The organism is Pseudomonas sp. R2-7-07, from assembly GCF_003852355.1.
Lineage (GTDB): Bacteria > Pseudomonadota > Gammaproteobacteria > Pseudomonadales > Pseudomonadaceae > Aquipseudomonas.
In genome coordinates this window covers 2,524,213-2,540,046 of the sequence record NZ_CP027759.1, presented here as the reverse complement: position 1 = coordinate 2,540,046, position 15,834 = coordinate 2,524,213, and the positions used below count along the sequence as shown (strand labels likewise).

The window sequence follows — 15,834 nt, the reverse complement described above, 5'->3', positions numbered from 1 at the left end:
ATCCATGCCAGCACGACTCGGTCTCAGCCCCCTGAGCAAAGTGTTATCCATGCGCAGGGCCCTGAACATGAACCTTCTTCCGAGTGCCTTGGCACTGGCGGTGTCGCTGCCGATTGCAGGCTATGTACAGGCCCAGGAGATCGAGTTGAACATTCCTGCCCAGCCGCTGGGGAGCGCGCTGCAGGAATTCGGGCGCCAGACCAATGTGCAAGTGTTGTACAGCCCTGGCGATGTGCAGGGTAAGAACAGCCGGGCCATCAAGGGCAAGCTGCAGCCGCAGCAGGCCATCGATGCATTGCTGGCAGGCAGCCAGACCACCTACAGCCTCAACGGCAATACCTTGACCGTTGCTGCTGCCAGCGCGGGTGGCGGGCTGGAGCTGAGCCCAACCCAGGTAACCGCCAACTACCTGGGCAACATCACCGAAGGCTCGGGTTCCTATACCCCGGGCACTATCGCCACCGCCACGCGCCTGACCCTGACACCCCGGCAAACCCCGCAGTCGATCACAGTGCTCACCCGCCAGCACATCGAGGACTTCGGCCTCAACAACATGGATGACGTGATGCGCCACACCCCGGGCATCACGGTGTCGGCCTATGACAGCGACCGTACCAACTACTATTCCCGTGGTTTCTCGGTCAACAGTTTCCAGTACGACGGCATTCCGTCCACCGTGCGTAACGTCGGTTACTCGGCGGGCAACACCTTGAGCGACATGGCGATCTACGACCGGGTTGAAGTGCTCAAGGGCGCTACCGGCCTGCTCAATGGGGCAGGCTCTTTGGGGGCAACCATCAACCTGATCCGCAAGAAGCCAACGGCGGATTTCAAGGGGCATGTGCAACTGGGCGCCGGTTCCTGGGACAACTACCGCAGCGAAGTGGATGTCAGCGGGCCCCTGACCGACAGCGGCAATGTGCGTGGGCGTGCGGTCGCAGCCTATCAGGACAAGAAGTCCTTCATGGACCACTACTCGCGCAAGACCGAAACCTACTACGGCATCACCGAATTCGACCTGTCCCCCGACACCATGCTGACCGTGGGCTTCGATTACCAGGACAACGTTCCGCAGGGTTCGAGCTGGTCCGGCTCCTTCCCGCTGGTCAATTCCAACGGCAGCATCAACAAAATGCCGCGCTCCTACAACAATGGCACCACCTGGAGTTCCTGGGAGCAGAACACCCGTACCGCGTTCGCCATGCTCGAGCATGACTTGGGTGACGGCTGGGTGACCAAGTTCCAGCTCGACCACAAGATCAACGGCTATCACGCCGACCTTGGTTCGATCCAGTTCGTCCAGCCGGCAGCCGATGGCACCGCTGAAATCAACGGGCAGAAATACACCGGCGAAACCAAAAGCACTTCCGCCGACCTCTACGCCACCGGGCCTTTCAGCCTGTTCGGCCGCGAACATGAGCTGGTGGTGGGCGGCTCGATCGGTACCTCGCGCTGGCAGGGCAAGGGTTACTGGGCGCCGGAATGGCCGGGGGGCAATAAAGTCGATTTCTATAATTGGAATGGCCATATCTCTAAGCCGATCTACGGCCCGGCCCAGCAGTACATCGACGACACCATCCGCCAGACAGGCTACTACGTGACCACACGCTTGAACGTGATGGATGACCTGAACGTGATCCTTGGCGGGCGCGTGGCTAACTACCATGTGACGGGCAATAACCCTTCCTACAAGGAAACCGGCCGGTTTATCCCGTACGCCGGGGTGATCTACGACCTCAACGAAAACTTCTCGGCATACGCCAGCTACACCGATATTTTCCAGCCGCAGGAAAGTACCTATAAGGATCGCAACGAAAAGCTGTTGGAACCGGACGAAGGGCAAAACTACGAGATTGGCCTCAAGGGCGAATTCTTCGAGGGCCGCCTGAACACCAGCATCGCTTACTTCGAGGTGCATGAGACCAACCGCGCGATTTCGGACGATGCGTACAACAACCAGACGCCGACCCCGCAAAATTATGCGTTCAAAGGCTCCAAGGCCGTGACCAAAGGCTATGAAGCGGAAATCTCCGGTGAACTGAGCCCAGGCTGGCAGGTGCAAGGTGGCTACACCCACAAGATCGTGCGCGACGATGACGACAAGAAGATCTCCACCTTCGAACCCGAGCATCAGGTCAATCTGAACACCACCTACAAGCTCAAGGGTGACCTGGACAAGTTCACCATTGGCGGCGGCGTACGCTGGCAGACCAAGGGCTGGAACGAGATCTGGAACGAGCCACTCGAAACCAACCAGGACATCACCCAGGAATCCTACTGGCTGGTTGATTTGATGACCCGTTACCAGGTCACCAAGAACCTGTCGGCGACGGTCAACTTCAACAATATCTTCGACAAGTCCTACTACACCAATGTCGGTTTCTATAACTCCGCCGCCTACGGCGAGCCGCGTAACGTGATGGTCAGCACCCGCTGGGACTTCTGACCGCACGGCGACAAGCTCCCCAATCGGCGGAGTAATGAAGATCCAAATGTGGGAGGGGGCTTGCCCCGATGGCAGTGTGTCAGTCAATACATCTGTTGACTGTGACACCGCCATCGGGAGCAAGCCCCCTCCCACATTGGATAATGCCGTCCTGATCCGCCTCGTAATGGTCAGCATCGCTGGACACTGATCGCACTGCGGCAAGCTCCCCAATCGGCGGAGTAATGAAGCTCCAAATGTGGGAGGGGGCTTGTTCTGGTCAAGTTTTTCCGGACACCGATTACGGTGATCAAGCCGCCTCCTGCTCCATGGCTATTGGCGACAGGTAGTTGTTGTAGCTGTGGAGCCTGATTCGGTTGTATCGCATGAAGAAGCTGGTCATATCCTGCTTGGCTTCTTCAACTGTCATATAGCCCTTGGTGGGCACCCACTCTGATTTGAGCGTCCCGAAGAAACGCTCTGTTGGTGCATTGTCCCAGCACTGCCCTCTGCGGCTCATGCTTTGGGTTATCCCATACTCCAGCAACGCGGACTGAAAGAGCTGGCTGGTGTATTGGCAGCCTTGATCCGAATGAAACATCAAGCCTGCATGTTTGCCTCGAACCTCCACCGCCATTCTCAGCGCCTTGCTAACCAGGTTGGCGTCATTGATCAGAGAAAACGCCCAGCCAACGATTCGGCGGGCGAACAGATCAATGACCACTGCCAAGTGATACCAGCGTTTCCCAACCATTAGGCTGGTAACGTCGCCGCACCAGACTTGATTAATTGCGGTTGGCTCGAAGTTACGCTCAAGCAGGTTCTTGGCCACAAATGCTTCAACGCCTCTAGAGCGATATTGATGGCGGCGGCGCTGTCTGCTGGCCAGATTTGCCTCCGCCATAAGTTTTCCGGCCAGATGCCGACCTACCTTGATCTGCTGGGCCTTCAAGTGCTGAGAGATCATCCGTGCACCTGCGCTTTCTCGGCTTTCGACATGCAGTTGCACGACTTTTGCTCTAAGCGCGTCACGCTTGGTATTTGGCGCTGAGCGACGCTTAAGCCAGTCATAAAACGCGCTGCGGGAAACGCCTAGCGCACTGCAAAGCAGGCTGGTCGGATATGAACTCGACTCCCTCAGTTCCTCGATCAGGAAAAACGATCGGGATCCGACATCAAGAGAGCCGTAGCCTTTTTTAAGATTTCAGCCTCACTCTCCAGGCGCTTGACCTTGGCTCGTAGCTGTTGAAGCTCTCGCTGTTCGTCGCTGATAGCCTTGGTACCTGCCACTGGCTGCCCTTTGTGACGCTCTTTACGAACCTGATCAACCCAGCGGCGCAGAGCCGTAGGGCCAACGTCCATCGATGCACAGACGTCGGGAACTGAGCAGTTATCATCAAGAACCATGCTTGCAGCACGTTGCTTGAACTCGTGGGTGTAGGTCTTTCGCTGTTGCATGGAACCTCCTGATTGGGCGAATCATATCGCCCTTAAGAGGTGTCCGGGATCATTAGGCCAGTTCAGCTTGCCCCCTCCCGCATTGGATACGGGTTACCCCATCGCCTCCGCCAAGCTGCGGATGAACACGGCACTGTCGACAATGCCGTCGTGGTCCGTCTCGATCATCACCGAACGCTCGATGCGTCCCTGGCTGATCACTGTCGCCATCTGCTGTTCGATCAATTCCCTGAAGCGCCCTGCCCGGCTCATGGACGCCCACCAGCAACTGACAGGCGCCTTGAGCGGTTTGAAGTCGGCCGCCACCATCCGTTCGCTCAGCGCCCGATCGACGTCCCAGGCAATCTGCGCTTCGTTACCGTGCAGCAGTTGCTCCTTGATCGCGATAAAGGTGTCACCCAAGGCCTGCTCAGCCCAGCTCACAAACCCTTGCCATTGTCCCGCTTCATCCTCGGCATCGCGCTGGCACTGCGCCCAGGCACGCTGAATCGCGTCGGTGAATTCAGGGAACATCACGCCCAATAAAGCGGCACGGCGCTCGTTGGCTGACACCTCACGATCGTCCCCGACGTCCACTGCGTCCCAGTAGGGTTTGACCCACTGCGGCGGTGCGGCGTCGATCCACCCCACAAACTCCACGTCACGCCCCGCCTGTTCCAGGCCGTGCGCCACTTCCATCGCCAGGTTACCGCCCAACGACCAACCGGCCAGACGGAACGCACCCTCAGGCTGGGCCGTCAACAGTTGTGCGATGTAATCCTCGATCATCACTTGCCAGTGCGGCACCGCTGCGCCTTCCTCGGCCAAGGCACGGCACATCACCCCCAATACCGGGCGCTGTTCGCGCAGTGCCAGGGCAATTGCGGTGTAGCAATGCACCGAGCCAAAACTTGGGTGGAACAGGAACAACGGCGTGCCTTCGGTCCGTTGGTTGAGCTTGACGATCAACGACGTGCGGCTATCGCCCTGCACGCATCTGACCTGACCCGCTACGGTCGGGTTAAGCATCAACTGACTGACCGTCACGTTCACGCCGCTGACTTTGCGGATGCGTTCCTTGAGCATCAGGACCCGCAACGAATGGCCACCCAATTCGAAGAAATTGTCGTGCAGCCCCACGCGCTCCACATCCAGCACCTCGCTCCAGATCGCCGCGACCTGCCGTTCGAGTTCGCTCTGCGGTGCCTGGTACTGCTCGGCGCCGTGGGCCTGCGGCTTGGGCAACGCCTTGCGATCCAGCTTGCCATTCGGGCTCAGCGGCATCTGCGCCAGCAGCACCCACTGCGCCGGCACCATGTAATCCGGCAACTGCTCGGCCAGGTGCGCAACCACCTGCGCCTTCCAATCCTCCTGAGTTGTTTGCAGCACCAGGTAACCCACCAGATGCGTGCCGTCGACGGCCAGCACCGCCGCTTCGCGGACGCTGTCGAGCGCCAGCAGGCGTGCTTCGATTTCACCCAGCTCGATGCGCAGCCCCCTCAGTTTTACCTGATGGTCGATGCGCCCGGCGTATTCAATCACGCCATCGTCGCGATAACGCGCCAGGTCGCCGGTGCGATACAAGCGCGCGCCGCTGCCGAACGGGTCGGTCACAAAGCGTTCGGCGGTCAGCGCCGGGCGACGGTGATACCCCCGCGCCAGGCCAACACCGCCCAGGTACAACTCGCCCAACACACCGACCGGTGCCGGTTCCAGGTTGTCGTCGAGCACATAGCACGCCAGGTTGGCGATCGGCCGGCCAATCGGCACGGCGTCGCGGCCTTCCTCGACACAGGTCCAGTGGGTCACGTCAATCGCCGCTTCGGTCGGGCCATACAAGTTGTACAACCCGGCGCGGGGCAGCTTGGCGAAGACCTGCTGCTGAGCGTCCGCGGGCAGCGCTTCACCACTGCACACAATGCGTTGCAGGCTGTGACACGAGGCGACGTCCGCGTCCTGCAAAAAGGCTTGCAGCATGGACGGCACGAAGTGCAGCGTGGTGATGTGCTGCGCGTTGATCAGGCTGACCAGCCTGGCCGGGTCACGATGGTCGCCCGGTGCGGCCACCACCAGCCGTGCGCCGGTCATCAACGGCCAGAAGAACTCCCACACCGACACGTCAAAGCTGAACGGGGTTTTCTGCAGCACGCTGTCGTACGCGCCAAGGCCATACGCCTGCTGCATCCAGCATAGGCGGTTGGTCAGCGCACGATGGCGATTGCCGGCGCCCTTGGGTTGGCCGGTGGAGCCGGAGGTATAGATCACATAGGCGAGGTTTTCGCCCTGCACCGCGATGTTCGGGTTGTGGGCGCTGAAGGCGTCCAGCCAGGCATCGCCGCTTTCCAGCACCAGGCTTTGCACCCCCGCCGGCACCGGCAGTTGCGCCTGCAAGTGGGCCTGGGTCAATAGCAGTTGCACGCCGCTGTCCTCCAGCATGTAGGCCAGGCGCTCACGCGGGTATTCCGGGTCCAGCGGCACATAGGCACCGCCCGCCTTGAGCACCGCCAACAGGCCGACGACCATTTCGATCGAACGCTCCAGCGCCAGCCCCACCAGCACATCCGGGCCGACGCCGGCAGCCATCAGGCGATGGGCCAGACGATTGGCCCGCGCATTCAATTGCGCATAACTCAAGGTCTGCCCGGCGAACACCAACGCCGGGGCCTGTGGCGTGCGTTGCGCTTGGGCCTCGATCAACTGGTGCACCGCTTGATCCAGCGGATACTCCACCGCCGTGGCGTTCCAGGCCTGCACCACCGTTTCGCGCTCGGCTGCAGCCATGGACGGCAATGCACCGAGGCGTTGGGAAGCATCGTCGGCCAATGCCAACAATAATTGTTGGAAATGCTCGGCCAGGCGCTGGATGTGCGTCGCGCTGAAGGCCTGGCGGTCGTAGTTGAACTCCACACCCAGGCTGTCGCCCAGCGCCAACAAGACCGTCAATGGGTAGTGAGTCTGCTCCAGGCTGTGCACCGCACCAAAGCGCAACCCCGACGGCGCGCCCTGCTCCAAGGCCTCGGACACCGGGTAGTTTTCGAATACGAGAATACTGTCGAACAGCGCCTCGCCGCCCAGGCCGGCCCAGCGCTGGATCTCGAACAACGGCGTGTGTTCCTGCTCACGCAAGCCCAGGTTCTGCTGCTGGATCTGCTGCAGCCACTGGCTGACCGACATCTGCGCATGCGGGGTCGCCACCACCGGCAAGGTGTTGATGAACAAACCGACCTGCTGTTCGATCCCGCGCAGTTGCGCCGGGCGCCCCGCCACCGTGGCGCCGAACGCCACGGTCGCTTGCCCGGTGTGCTGGCGCAGCAGCAACAGCCAGGCGCTCTGCACCAGGGTGTTGAGGGTCACTTTGTTGCGCTGGGCGAATGCCTTGAGGCGTTCAGTTTGCGGCACGTCAAGGCTCAGGCGATGCTCACCATTTACAGTCAGGGCCGTGTCTGGCTGGGCATGTGTGCCCCGTGCCAGGCGCGTGGGTTCCTGCAAGTCACTCAACTGGTCTTTCCAGAACGCCTGGCTGAGCGCCTTGTCCTGGGCTTGCAGCCAGGCGATGTAATCGCGATAACGCCCGGTGGGCGCTGGCAACGGCTCACCCGCATAGTGTTGCAACACCTCGCCGAACAACTGCGAACCGCTCCAGCCGTCCATCAGGATGTGGTGGTTGGTGTAGATCAAGTGATAACTCGACGCGCCGGTGCGCACCACCGTCAAGCTCAACAGGGGGGCCTGTTCCAGCACAAAGCCCTGGGCCCGTGCCGACTCGGCGAGGCTGTCGAGGGCCTGGGCGCGGTCCTCGCGGGTCTGCCAATCCAGCTCGAAAAACGGCAGGCGTGCCTGCTTGTAGACCACCTGCAGCGGCTGCTCCAGCGCGGTCTGCCAGACAAACCCGCTGCGCAGGATCTCGTGACGCTCGACCGCCGCCTGCCACGCCTGGTGGAAGCGCGATACATCCAGGCCGTGCACGTCGATGCGCATCTGGTTGATGTAGTCACCCGAGCCTTCGCCATACAGTGACTGGAAGAGCATGCCTTGCTGCATGGGCGACAACGGGTACAAGTCTTCGACCTCGGCCGCGTTCAGCGCCAAGTCGTCAAGCTGGTGCTGGCTCAACTGTGCCAGTGGGAAGTCGGAGGGCGTCACGCCCTGGTTGGCAGGCGTGCAGCAGTGGTCGATCAGGGCCTTGAGTTCCTCGGCGTACTCGTCGGCCAGTTGCTGGACAGTCGCCTGGGCAAACATGGCCTGGCTGAAACTCCAATTGAGCTTCAGCTCGCCGCCATACACCTGGCCATTGATTTCCAGCCAGTTGCCCAGTGGCGCCTCCGGGCTTTGCTCGGCACCGCTGGCGTCACCGGACGGCGCGAACAACCCTGCTTGCTCAGCGCTGTCGAAGCTGGCGTCGAACTGCCCCAGGTAGTTGAACGTGATGCGTGGGCGCGGCAACGCAGCCAATGCCCGCTGGGCTTCGGCATCGCCCAGGTAACGCAATGCGCCGAAGCCCAGGCCTTTGGCGGGGACGGCGCGCAGCTGTTCCTTGATCTGTTTGAGGGAGCCGGCCAACGTCGCGGCCGGCAGCAGTTGCAACGGGTACAGGCTGGTGAACCAGCCGACGGTGCGGGTCAGGTCGATCTCATCGAAGAGGTCTTCGCGCCCGTGGCCTTCGAGCCTGATCAACATCGACTCGTCACCGGTCCAGCGCGTGATCACACGGGCCAGGGCGGTCAGCAACAGGTCGTTAATCTGGGTGCGGTAGGCGCTCGGCGCATCCTGCAGCAGGCGCCGGGTGTAGGCCGGGTCCAAATGCGTGGTCACACTCAGCGCCAAGTGATTACTCAGGCTGGCCTGCGGGTCTGCGCCCGGCAAGCCGGACGGGCTGCCCTGCAAGTGCGTCTGCCACCAGGCCAGTTCGTGTTGCAAGGCCGTGCTGCGCGCATAGGTCTGCAAGCGCTCGGCCCAGGCTCGGGTGGCGCTGGTCTTGGCCGGCAGTTGCACGGCGGCGCCCTGGGCAAGTTGCTGGTAAGTGCTTTGCAGGTCTTCGAGCAGGATGCGCCAGGACACACCGTCGATCACCAGGTGATGGATGACCAGCAACAAACGCTGGGAACCGTCGGCCGACTGCGCCAGCACCGCGCGCAACAATGGCCCGGCACTCAGATCGAGGCTACGCTGGGCTTCTTCGCCTAGGGCCTCAAGCTCCTCGACGCTATTCAAGTGGGTCTGCCACAGCACCTGGTCGGCCTGGTGCTGTTGCGGCTCGCGATACGCCGCGCTCCAGCCCGCCGGCCCGTGCACAAAGGTGCTGCGCAGCGCATCGTGATGCACAATCAGCGCCTCGAGCGCGGCGGCCAACAGCGGTGCCTGCAACGGTTGGTGTGGTCGCAGTACAACGGACTGGTTCCAGTGGTGGCGCTGGGGTATGTCATCGGCAAAAAACGCCTGCTGCACCGGCAGCAGCAGTAAGGCGCCGCTCAGCGCCGACTGATCCAGCAGCACTGCGCCGTCGCCTTCCCGGGCGACAGCCGCCAGGCTCTGCACGGTCTGGTGCTGGAACAGATCCTTGGGCGAGAACCGCACCCCGGCCTGACGCGCGCGGCTGACCACCTGGATCGAAATGATCGAATCGCCGCCCAGCTCGAAAAAGTTGTCATGCAAGCCCACTTGCGGCAGGCGCAACACGTCGGACCAGATCGCAGCGATTTTGCGTTCCAGCTCACTCTGCGGCGCCACATACACCTGCTGCATCAGGCTCACATCCGGCAACGGCAGGCCCTTGCGGTCGAGCTTGCCGTTGGGGGTCAGCGGCATGCGTTCGAGGAACATCAGGTGCGTGGGCACCATGTAGTCCGGCAAACGGGTTTTCAGGGCGCGGCGCAGGGCTTCGCGGCCGTTGGCTTGGGCGACGGCATCGTCGAGCAGGGCCGGGTCCAGTGGCACCACGTAGGCCACCAACTGCTTGCCGGTCGGGCCTTCCTGGGCCACCACCACGGTCTCGCCGACGCTGTCCTGTTCACGCAAACGCGCTTCGATTTCGCCCAGTTCGATACGGAAACCACGGATTTTCACTTGATGATCGACGCGGCCGAGGTAGTCCACCACGCCATCCGCACGCCCACGGGTCAGGTCGCCGCTGCGGTACACGCGGCTGCCGGGCTTGCCGAACGGGTCCGGCACGAAACGTTCGGCGGTCAACCCCGGACGCTCCAGGTAACCCCGGGCCACGCCCTCGCCGCCCAGGTACAGCTCGCCGGCCACGCCGATGGGTTGCAGGTTGAGTTGGGCATCGAGCACATAGCCGCTGCGATTGCCGAGCAAGGTGCCGATGGGCGCGTAGACGGCGCCGCAAGGGTCGCCTTTGCGCGCCTTCCACAGCAGCGGCGTGACCACGGTTTCAGTGGGGCCGTAGCCGTTGAACAGGTAGGTCGGTTTCAGCGCACGCCAGGCCAGGTCATAGCTGGCCTGCGCCACCGCATCACCGCCGAAGCAGTACACGCGCACCGCCGGAGGGTTGCCGTCACGCTCGGCATGTTCGGCCAGTTGTTGCAGGTACACCGGTGGGAATACGGCCATGGTCACGTTGTGACGGTGCATTTGTTCGTAGGTGTATTCCGGTAGCCACAGGCTGTCGTCACGGATCAACACGCTGGCGCCGTTGATCAGCGGGTGCATCCAGCCTTCATGGGCACCGTCGAAGGCGAACGACATGAAGTGCAATTCGCAATCGGCGGGGCTGGTTTCATAGCGCTCGCCAGTGGCGATGATGTGCGCCACCAACGGCCCGTGGGGCACCGCCACGCCCTTGGGCATGCCGGTGGAACCGGAGGTGTAGATCACGTAGGCGAGGTTGTCGGCGTGCAGAACCACGTTCGGCGCCGCGTCACACTCGTCGCACCCGGCCAGTAGCTGGTCCACCGCCAGGGCGTGCAGGCCGTCCGGGATCGGCAGGCGGCGTTGCACCGCCGAGTGGGTCAGCAGCAGCCGCGAGCGACTGTCCTGCATCATGTACAGCAGGCGATCACGCGGGTATTCGATATCCAGCGGTACGTACACGCCCCCGGCCTTCATCACGGCGAGGAAGGCCACCATGATCTCGGCGCTGCGCGGCATGGCGATGGCCACCCGCACTTCCGGGCCGACGCCACGGGCGATCAGCGCATGGGCCAGGCGGTTGGCCTGGCGGTCCAGTTGGCCGTAGGTGAGCTGCTCGTCCGCAAACTTCACCGCCACCGCCTCCGGCGTCTCGCGGGCGCGGTCGGCCACCAATTCATGCACCAGCCGCTGGGCCGAGAAGCCGGATTCAGTACGGTCCCACAGTTGCAGGATCTGTTGCTGCTCGGCGGTGTCCAGCAGGCTCAACTGGCCAAGCTGCTGCCGAGGGTTGGCGACCATGCCCTGCAACAGGTTCTGCCAGTGGCGCGCCATACGCTGCACGGTGCTGGCTTCGAACAGATCCTGGGCATAACCGAGGGTGGCCCAGATACCTACGGTGGACTCCTGGATATCCAGGTCCAGGTCGAAATGCGCGGTCTTGCTTTGCCACTCCAGCCCTTCGACCAGAAGTTGCGGCAATTGCTGCTGGACCTGGGCCTGGCCGACGTCGGTCTGGTGGTTGAACATCACCTGGAACAACGGGTTGTGGCTCAGGCTGCGCTCCGGTTGCAGCGCTTCTACCAGCTGTTCGAACGGCAGGTCCTGGTGGGCCTGGGCTTCCAATGCGCGCTGGCGGGTCTGTTGCAACAGCTGCTCGACGCTCATCTGGCCGTGCAGCTCGGCCTTGAGCACCTGGGTGTTGACGAAGAAACCTATAAGACGCTCGGTTTCGCTGCGATTGCGGTTGGCGATGGGCACACCGACGCGGATGTCTTCCTGGCCACTGTAGCGGTGCAGCAAGGTCTGGAACGACGCGAGCAGCAACATGAACAGGGTCACGCCCTGTTGCTGGGCCAGGGCTTTGAGGTTGTGGCTCAGTTCGGGGGCCAGCTCGAAGGCCAGGCGTGCGCCACGGTGGCTTTGCACGGCCGGGCGCGGGTGGTCGAACGGCAGCTCCAGCACGCTTTGCTCGCCGCCGAGCCGCTCGCGCCAGTACGCCAACTGGCGGTCCTTTTCGCCCGCCTCCATCCAGTTGCGCTGCCACACGGCGTAGTCGGCGTACTGGATCGGCAGCGCCGGCAATTGCACATCAAAGCCTTGGCTGTAGCCCGCATACAGCTGCACCAGTTCCTCGACCATCAACTGCATCGACCAGCCATCGGAGACGATGTGATGCTGCACCAGCACCAGCACATGCTCATCCGCGGCCAGGCGCAGCAGCGACACGCGCAGCAACGGGCCGCGTTCGAGGTCGAACGGCTGCGCGATCAGCGCCTCGACCTGGGCCTTGAGTTCGGCTTCGTCGACCTCGGCGTGCGCGATGTGCAACGACGCCTGCGGCTCGATCACTTGAACCGTGCGCGCGTGATCCTGGCACAGATAAGTGCGCAGGCTTTCATGCCGGGCCAGCAACGCATCAAAGCTGCGCTGCAACGCGTCCAGGTCCAACTGCCCTTTCAGGCGCAGCGCACTGGGGATGTGGTACGCGGCGCTGTGGGGTTCCAACTGCCAGAGAAACCACTGGCGCGCCTGGGCGTAGGACAGCGGCAAGGGGTGCTCGCGCCCAGTCGGCAATAAGGCTGGCGCGGCCGGCACCTGGCTGTCCTGGGCCTGCAATGCCGCGACAAATGCATCCAGTCGCGGGTATTCGAACAACGCCTTGAGCGGCACCTCCAGCTGCAATGCCTGGCGAATGCGCGACACTACTTGCATCGCCAGCAACGAATGCCCGCCCAGCTCGAAGAAATGCTGGTTCAAACCGACCTTCTCGACACCGAGAATATCCGCCCAGACCGTGGCGATCTGTTGCTGCAACGGCGTGACCGGCGCCAGCCAGTCCGATTGCGCCGCGTTGGCGTCGGGCTTGGGCAGGGCCTGGCGGTCCAGCTTGCCGTTGGGGTTGAGCGGCATGCGCTCGAGGAAGATCAGGTGCGCCGGCACCATGTAATCCGGCAGGTGCGTGCGCAAGGTGGTCAGCAACTGCTCGCCAGTGTTTTCGCGCTCGGCCTCGCTCAACGGCTGCGCGGGCACCAGGTAGGCCAGCAGCTGATTGTCAGCCGCCAGCAACAGCGCTTCTCGCACGCTGTCCTGGGCCAGCAGCAAGGTTTCGATCTCGCCCAGTTCGATGCGGAACCCGCGAATCTTCACCTGATGATCGACCCGCCCGACGTACTCCACCACCCCATCGGCGCGATAACGCGCCAGGTCGCCAGTGCGATAGAGCCGCTCGCCGCAGGCGTTGAACGGGTTGGCCACAAAGCGCTCGGCAGTCAGGCCCGGACGCTGCAGATAAGCGCTGGCCAGGCCGCTGGCGCTGGCAATGTAGAGTTCGCCCACGGCACCGATCGGCAACAGGTTCAGGTCGCGATCAAGCACCAACAAGCCACGCCCAGGCACTGCGCGGCCAATGGGGCTGGCGGTGACGCCGCTGATGACGCTGGGGTCGGTGCAGTCCAGCACGCTGGAGACTACGGTGGCCTCGGTCGGCCCATAGGTGTTGAGCAGCCGCACATGCCCCAGGCCCGCGCGTTGCCACAATAGCGGGCCGTCCAAGGGCATGGCTTCGCCGCCGATATGCACCTGGCGCAAGGCGCCGTAAGGCCGCGAGCCCGCCGCCAGGCAATCCTGCAAAAACAGCTTCCAGTACGCCGTGGGCAAATCGGCCAGGGTGATGCCCTGGGCGATGATCTGCCGGTACAGCTCGGCGCCGTCCCACAGCTGCGGGCCGCGCAGCACCACCGTGGCGCCGAGGGTCAGGGCCGGGTACAACTGCTCGACGAAGCCGTCGAAGTTCAGGGTCGCGAATTGCAACACCCGATCCTGCGCGACCAGTTGCGAGTACTCGGCCGCAATGCCGGCGAACTCACTCAACGCCGCGTGGCTGATGGCAACGCCCTTGGGCTTGCCGGTGGAGCCCGAGGTGTAGATCACATAGGCCAGGCTTTGCGGCTCAAAGTCGCCGGGTGGATTGTGGTCTGCGCACAACGCCAACGACGCCTGGACGAGGTCGATCGCCACGGCGTCTACCTGCGCCGGCAATGGCAGGCGCTCGCGCAGGTGCGACTGGGTCAACACCAGGCGCACGCCGCTGTCCTCGAGCATATGCAGCAGACGCTCGCGCGGGTACTCGGGGTCCAGCGGCACGTAGGCGGCGCCGGTCTTGAGCACCGCCAGCAAGCTGACCACCATGGCAAAGGAGCGCTCCACGGCGATCCCGACCAATGCGTGCGGGCCTACGCCACGGGCGATCAAGTAGTGCGCCAGGCGGTTGGCCTGGCGGTTCAACTCGCCGTAGCTAAGGGTTTGATCATCCAGGGCCAGGGCCTGGCGTTCGGGCTGCTCGGCGGCCTGGGCCTCGAACAAGTGGTGCACGCCTTGCAATGCACGGTCGCAGGCCGGGGCATTCCAGTCCTGAAGCATGCGCTGCTGCTCGGCGGCCCCCAGCATCGGCAGCTCGGCCAGACGGCTGCGCGGCGCGCTGACCAGCGCCTGCAACAGCTGCAGCCAGTGCTGCGCCAGGCGCTCGATGGTCGCGGCGTCGAACAGGTCGGTGGCGTAGCTCAACGCCGCCCACAGCCCATCGGCCGACTCGTGGGTATCCAGGCTCAGGTCGAAATGCGTGGTCTGGCTGTCCCAGTCCAGCTCCACTACGCGCAGGCCCGGCAATGCCTGGCCGTCGCGCGCGCCCTGGGCGTCGGTCTGATGGTTGAACATCACCTGGAACAACGGGTTATGACTCAGGCTGCGTTCGGGTTGCAGTGCCACCACCAATTGCTCAAACGGCAGGTCCTGGTGGGCCTGGGCTTCCAGGGCGCGCTGCTTGGTCTGTTGCAGCAGCTCGACAAAACTCATCTGCCCGTCCAGGTCAGCCTTGAGCACCTGGGTGTTGACGAAAAAGCCGATCAGTCGCTCGGTTTCGACGCGATTGCGGTTGGCAATCGGCACGCCGACGCGGATGTCCGACTGCCCGCTGTAGCGATACAACAGGGTCTGAAACGACGCAAGCAGCAGCATGAACGGGGTGACGCCCTCGTGCTGGGCCAGGCGCTTGAGGCCGGCGACCAGCTCGGCTTGCAGATGCACCTGCAAGCTGGCGCCGCGATGGCTTTGCTGCGCCGGGCGCGGACGGTCCAGCGGCAACTCCAACACCGGTTGTTCACCGCCCAGCAGCGCCTGCCAATAGGTCAGTTGCCGCGCCCGCTCCCCCGCTTCCATCCAGCCGCGCTGCCACAGGGCGTAGTCGGCGTACTGGATCGGCAGTTCCGGCAGTTGCAGGTCCTGGCCCTGGCTGTAGGCGGCATACAGCTGCACCAGCTCTTCGACCATCACCTGCATCGACCAACCATCGGACACGATGTGGTGCTGCACCATCACCAGCACATGGTCATCTTCAGCCAGTTGCAACAGGGTCACGCGCAGCAGCGGCGCCTGGTGCAGATCGAAAGGCTGGGCCACCTCCGCTTCCACGCGCGCCATCAACTGCGCTTCATCGATCTGCGCCTGCTGGATGTGCACCCGCGCCTCGGGCAGCACGGCCTGGCGCACCTGCTCGCCGTCCTCGATCAGCTGCGTGCGCAAACTTTCGTGACGGGCCAACAGGCTGTCGAAGCTGCGCTGCAGGGCCGCCAGGTCCAGCCGCCCGTGCAAGCGCAAGGCGCCGGGGATGTGGTAAGTGGCGCTGCCTGGGTCCAGTTGCCAGAGAAACCACTGGCGTTCCTGGGCGTAGGACAACGGCACTGTGTCGCTGTCGTGACGCGTCGGGGCAATCGGCAGTTGAGCGAAACTCATGCCCCGGCCCTGCAGGCGCTGATAGAACTGCTGGCGTTGTTCCAGAGGCAGGCGAAGAAAGCGCGACACCAGGTCGATGTTAGGGTTGGAAAGCATGG

At 63.1% G+C, this 15,834-nt stretch carries 4 protein-coding genes; 1 reads left to right on the top strand and 3 read right to left on the bottom strand.

All coding sequences use genetic code 11. The features are described 5' to 3' along the window. Positions 1-4 precede the first annotated feature (4 nt). Positions 5-2,446: a TonB-dependent siderophore receptor gene (locus tag C4J86_RS11565; protein ID WP_124370473.1), complete on the top strand. Its 2,442-nt coding sequence runs from the start codon at positions 5-7 to the stop codon at positions 2,444-2,446. Between the two features lie 289 nt (positions 2,447-2,735). On the opposite strand, the gene C4J86_RS11560 is transcribed toward C4J86_RS11565, so the two are convergent. The 3 genes from C4J86_RS11560 to C4J86_RS11555 form a co-directional block, all read right to left on the bottom strand. Beyond that, complete coding sequence (locus C4J86_RS11560; protein WP_256660183.1) at positions 2,736-3,566, bottom strand: IS3 family transposase; 831 nt, start codon at positions 3,564-3,566, stop codon at positions 2,736-2,738. A gap of 8 nt (positions 3,567-3,574) precedes the next feature. Beyond that, positions 3,575-3,883 (bottom strand): transposase, encoded by a 309-nt coding sequence (locus C4J86_RS27050; protein ID WP_256658866.1) that lies wholly within the window; start codon positions 3,881-3,883, stop codon positions 3,575-3,577. Between the two features lie 93 nt (positions 3,884-3,976). Beyond that, positions 3,977-15,832: a non-ribosomal peptide synthase/polyketide synthase gene (locus tag C4J86_RS11555; RefSeq protein WP_124370472.1), complete on the bottom strand. Its 11,856-nt coding sequence runs from the start codon at positions 15,830-15,832 to the stop codon at positions 3,977-3,979. Positions 15,833-15,834 lie beyond the last annotated feature (2 nt).

Coding starts and splice junctions, on each gene's coding strand:
- C4J86_RS27050 (WP_256658866.1), bottom strand. CDS start 3,883: ATGCAACAGCGAAAGACCTACACCCACGAGTTCAAGCAACGTGCTGCA.
- C4J86_RS11565 (WP_124370473.1), top strand. CDS start 5: ATGCCAGCACGACTCGGTCTCAGCCCCCTGAGCAAAGTGTTATCCATG.
- C4J86_RS11555 (WP_124370472.1), bottom strand. CDS start 15,832: ATGCTTTCCAACCCTAACATCGACCTGGTGTCGCGCTTTCTTCGCCTG.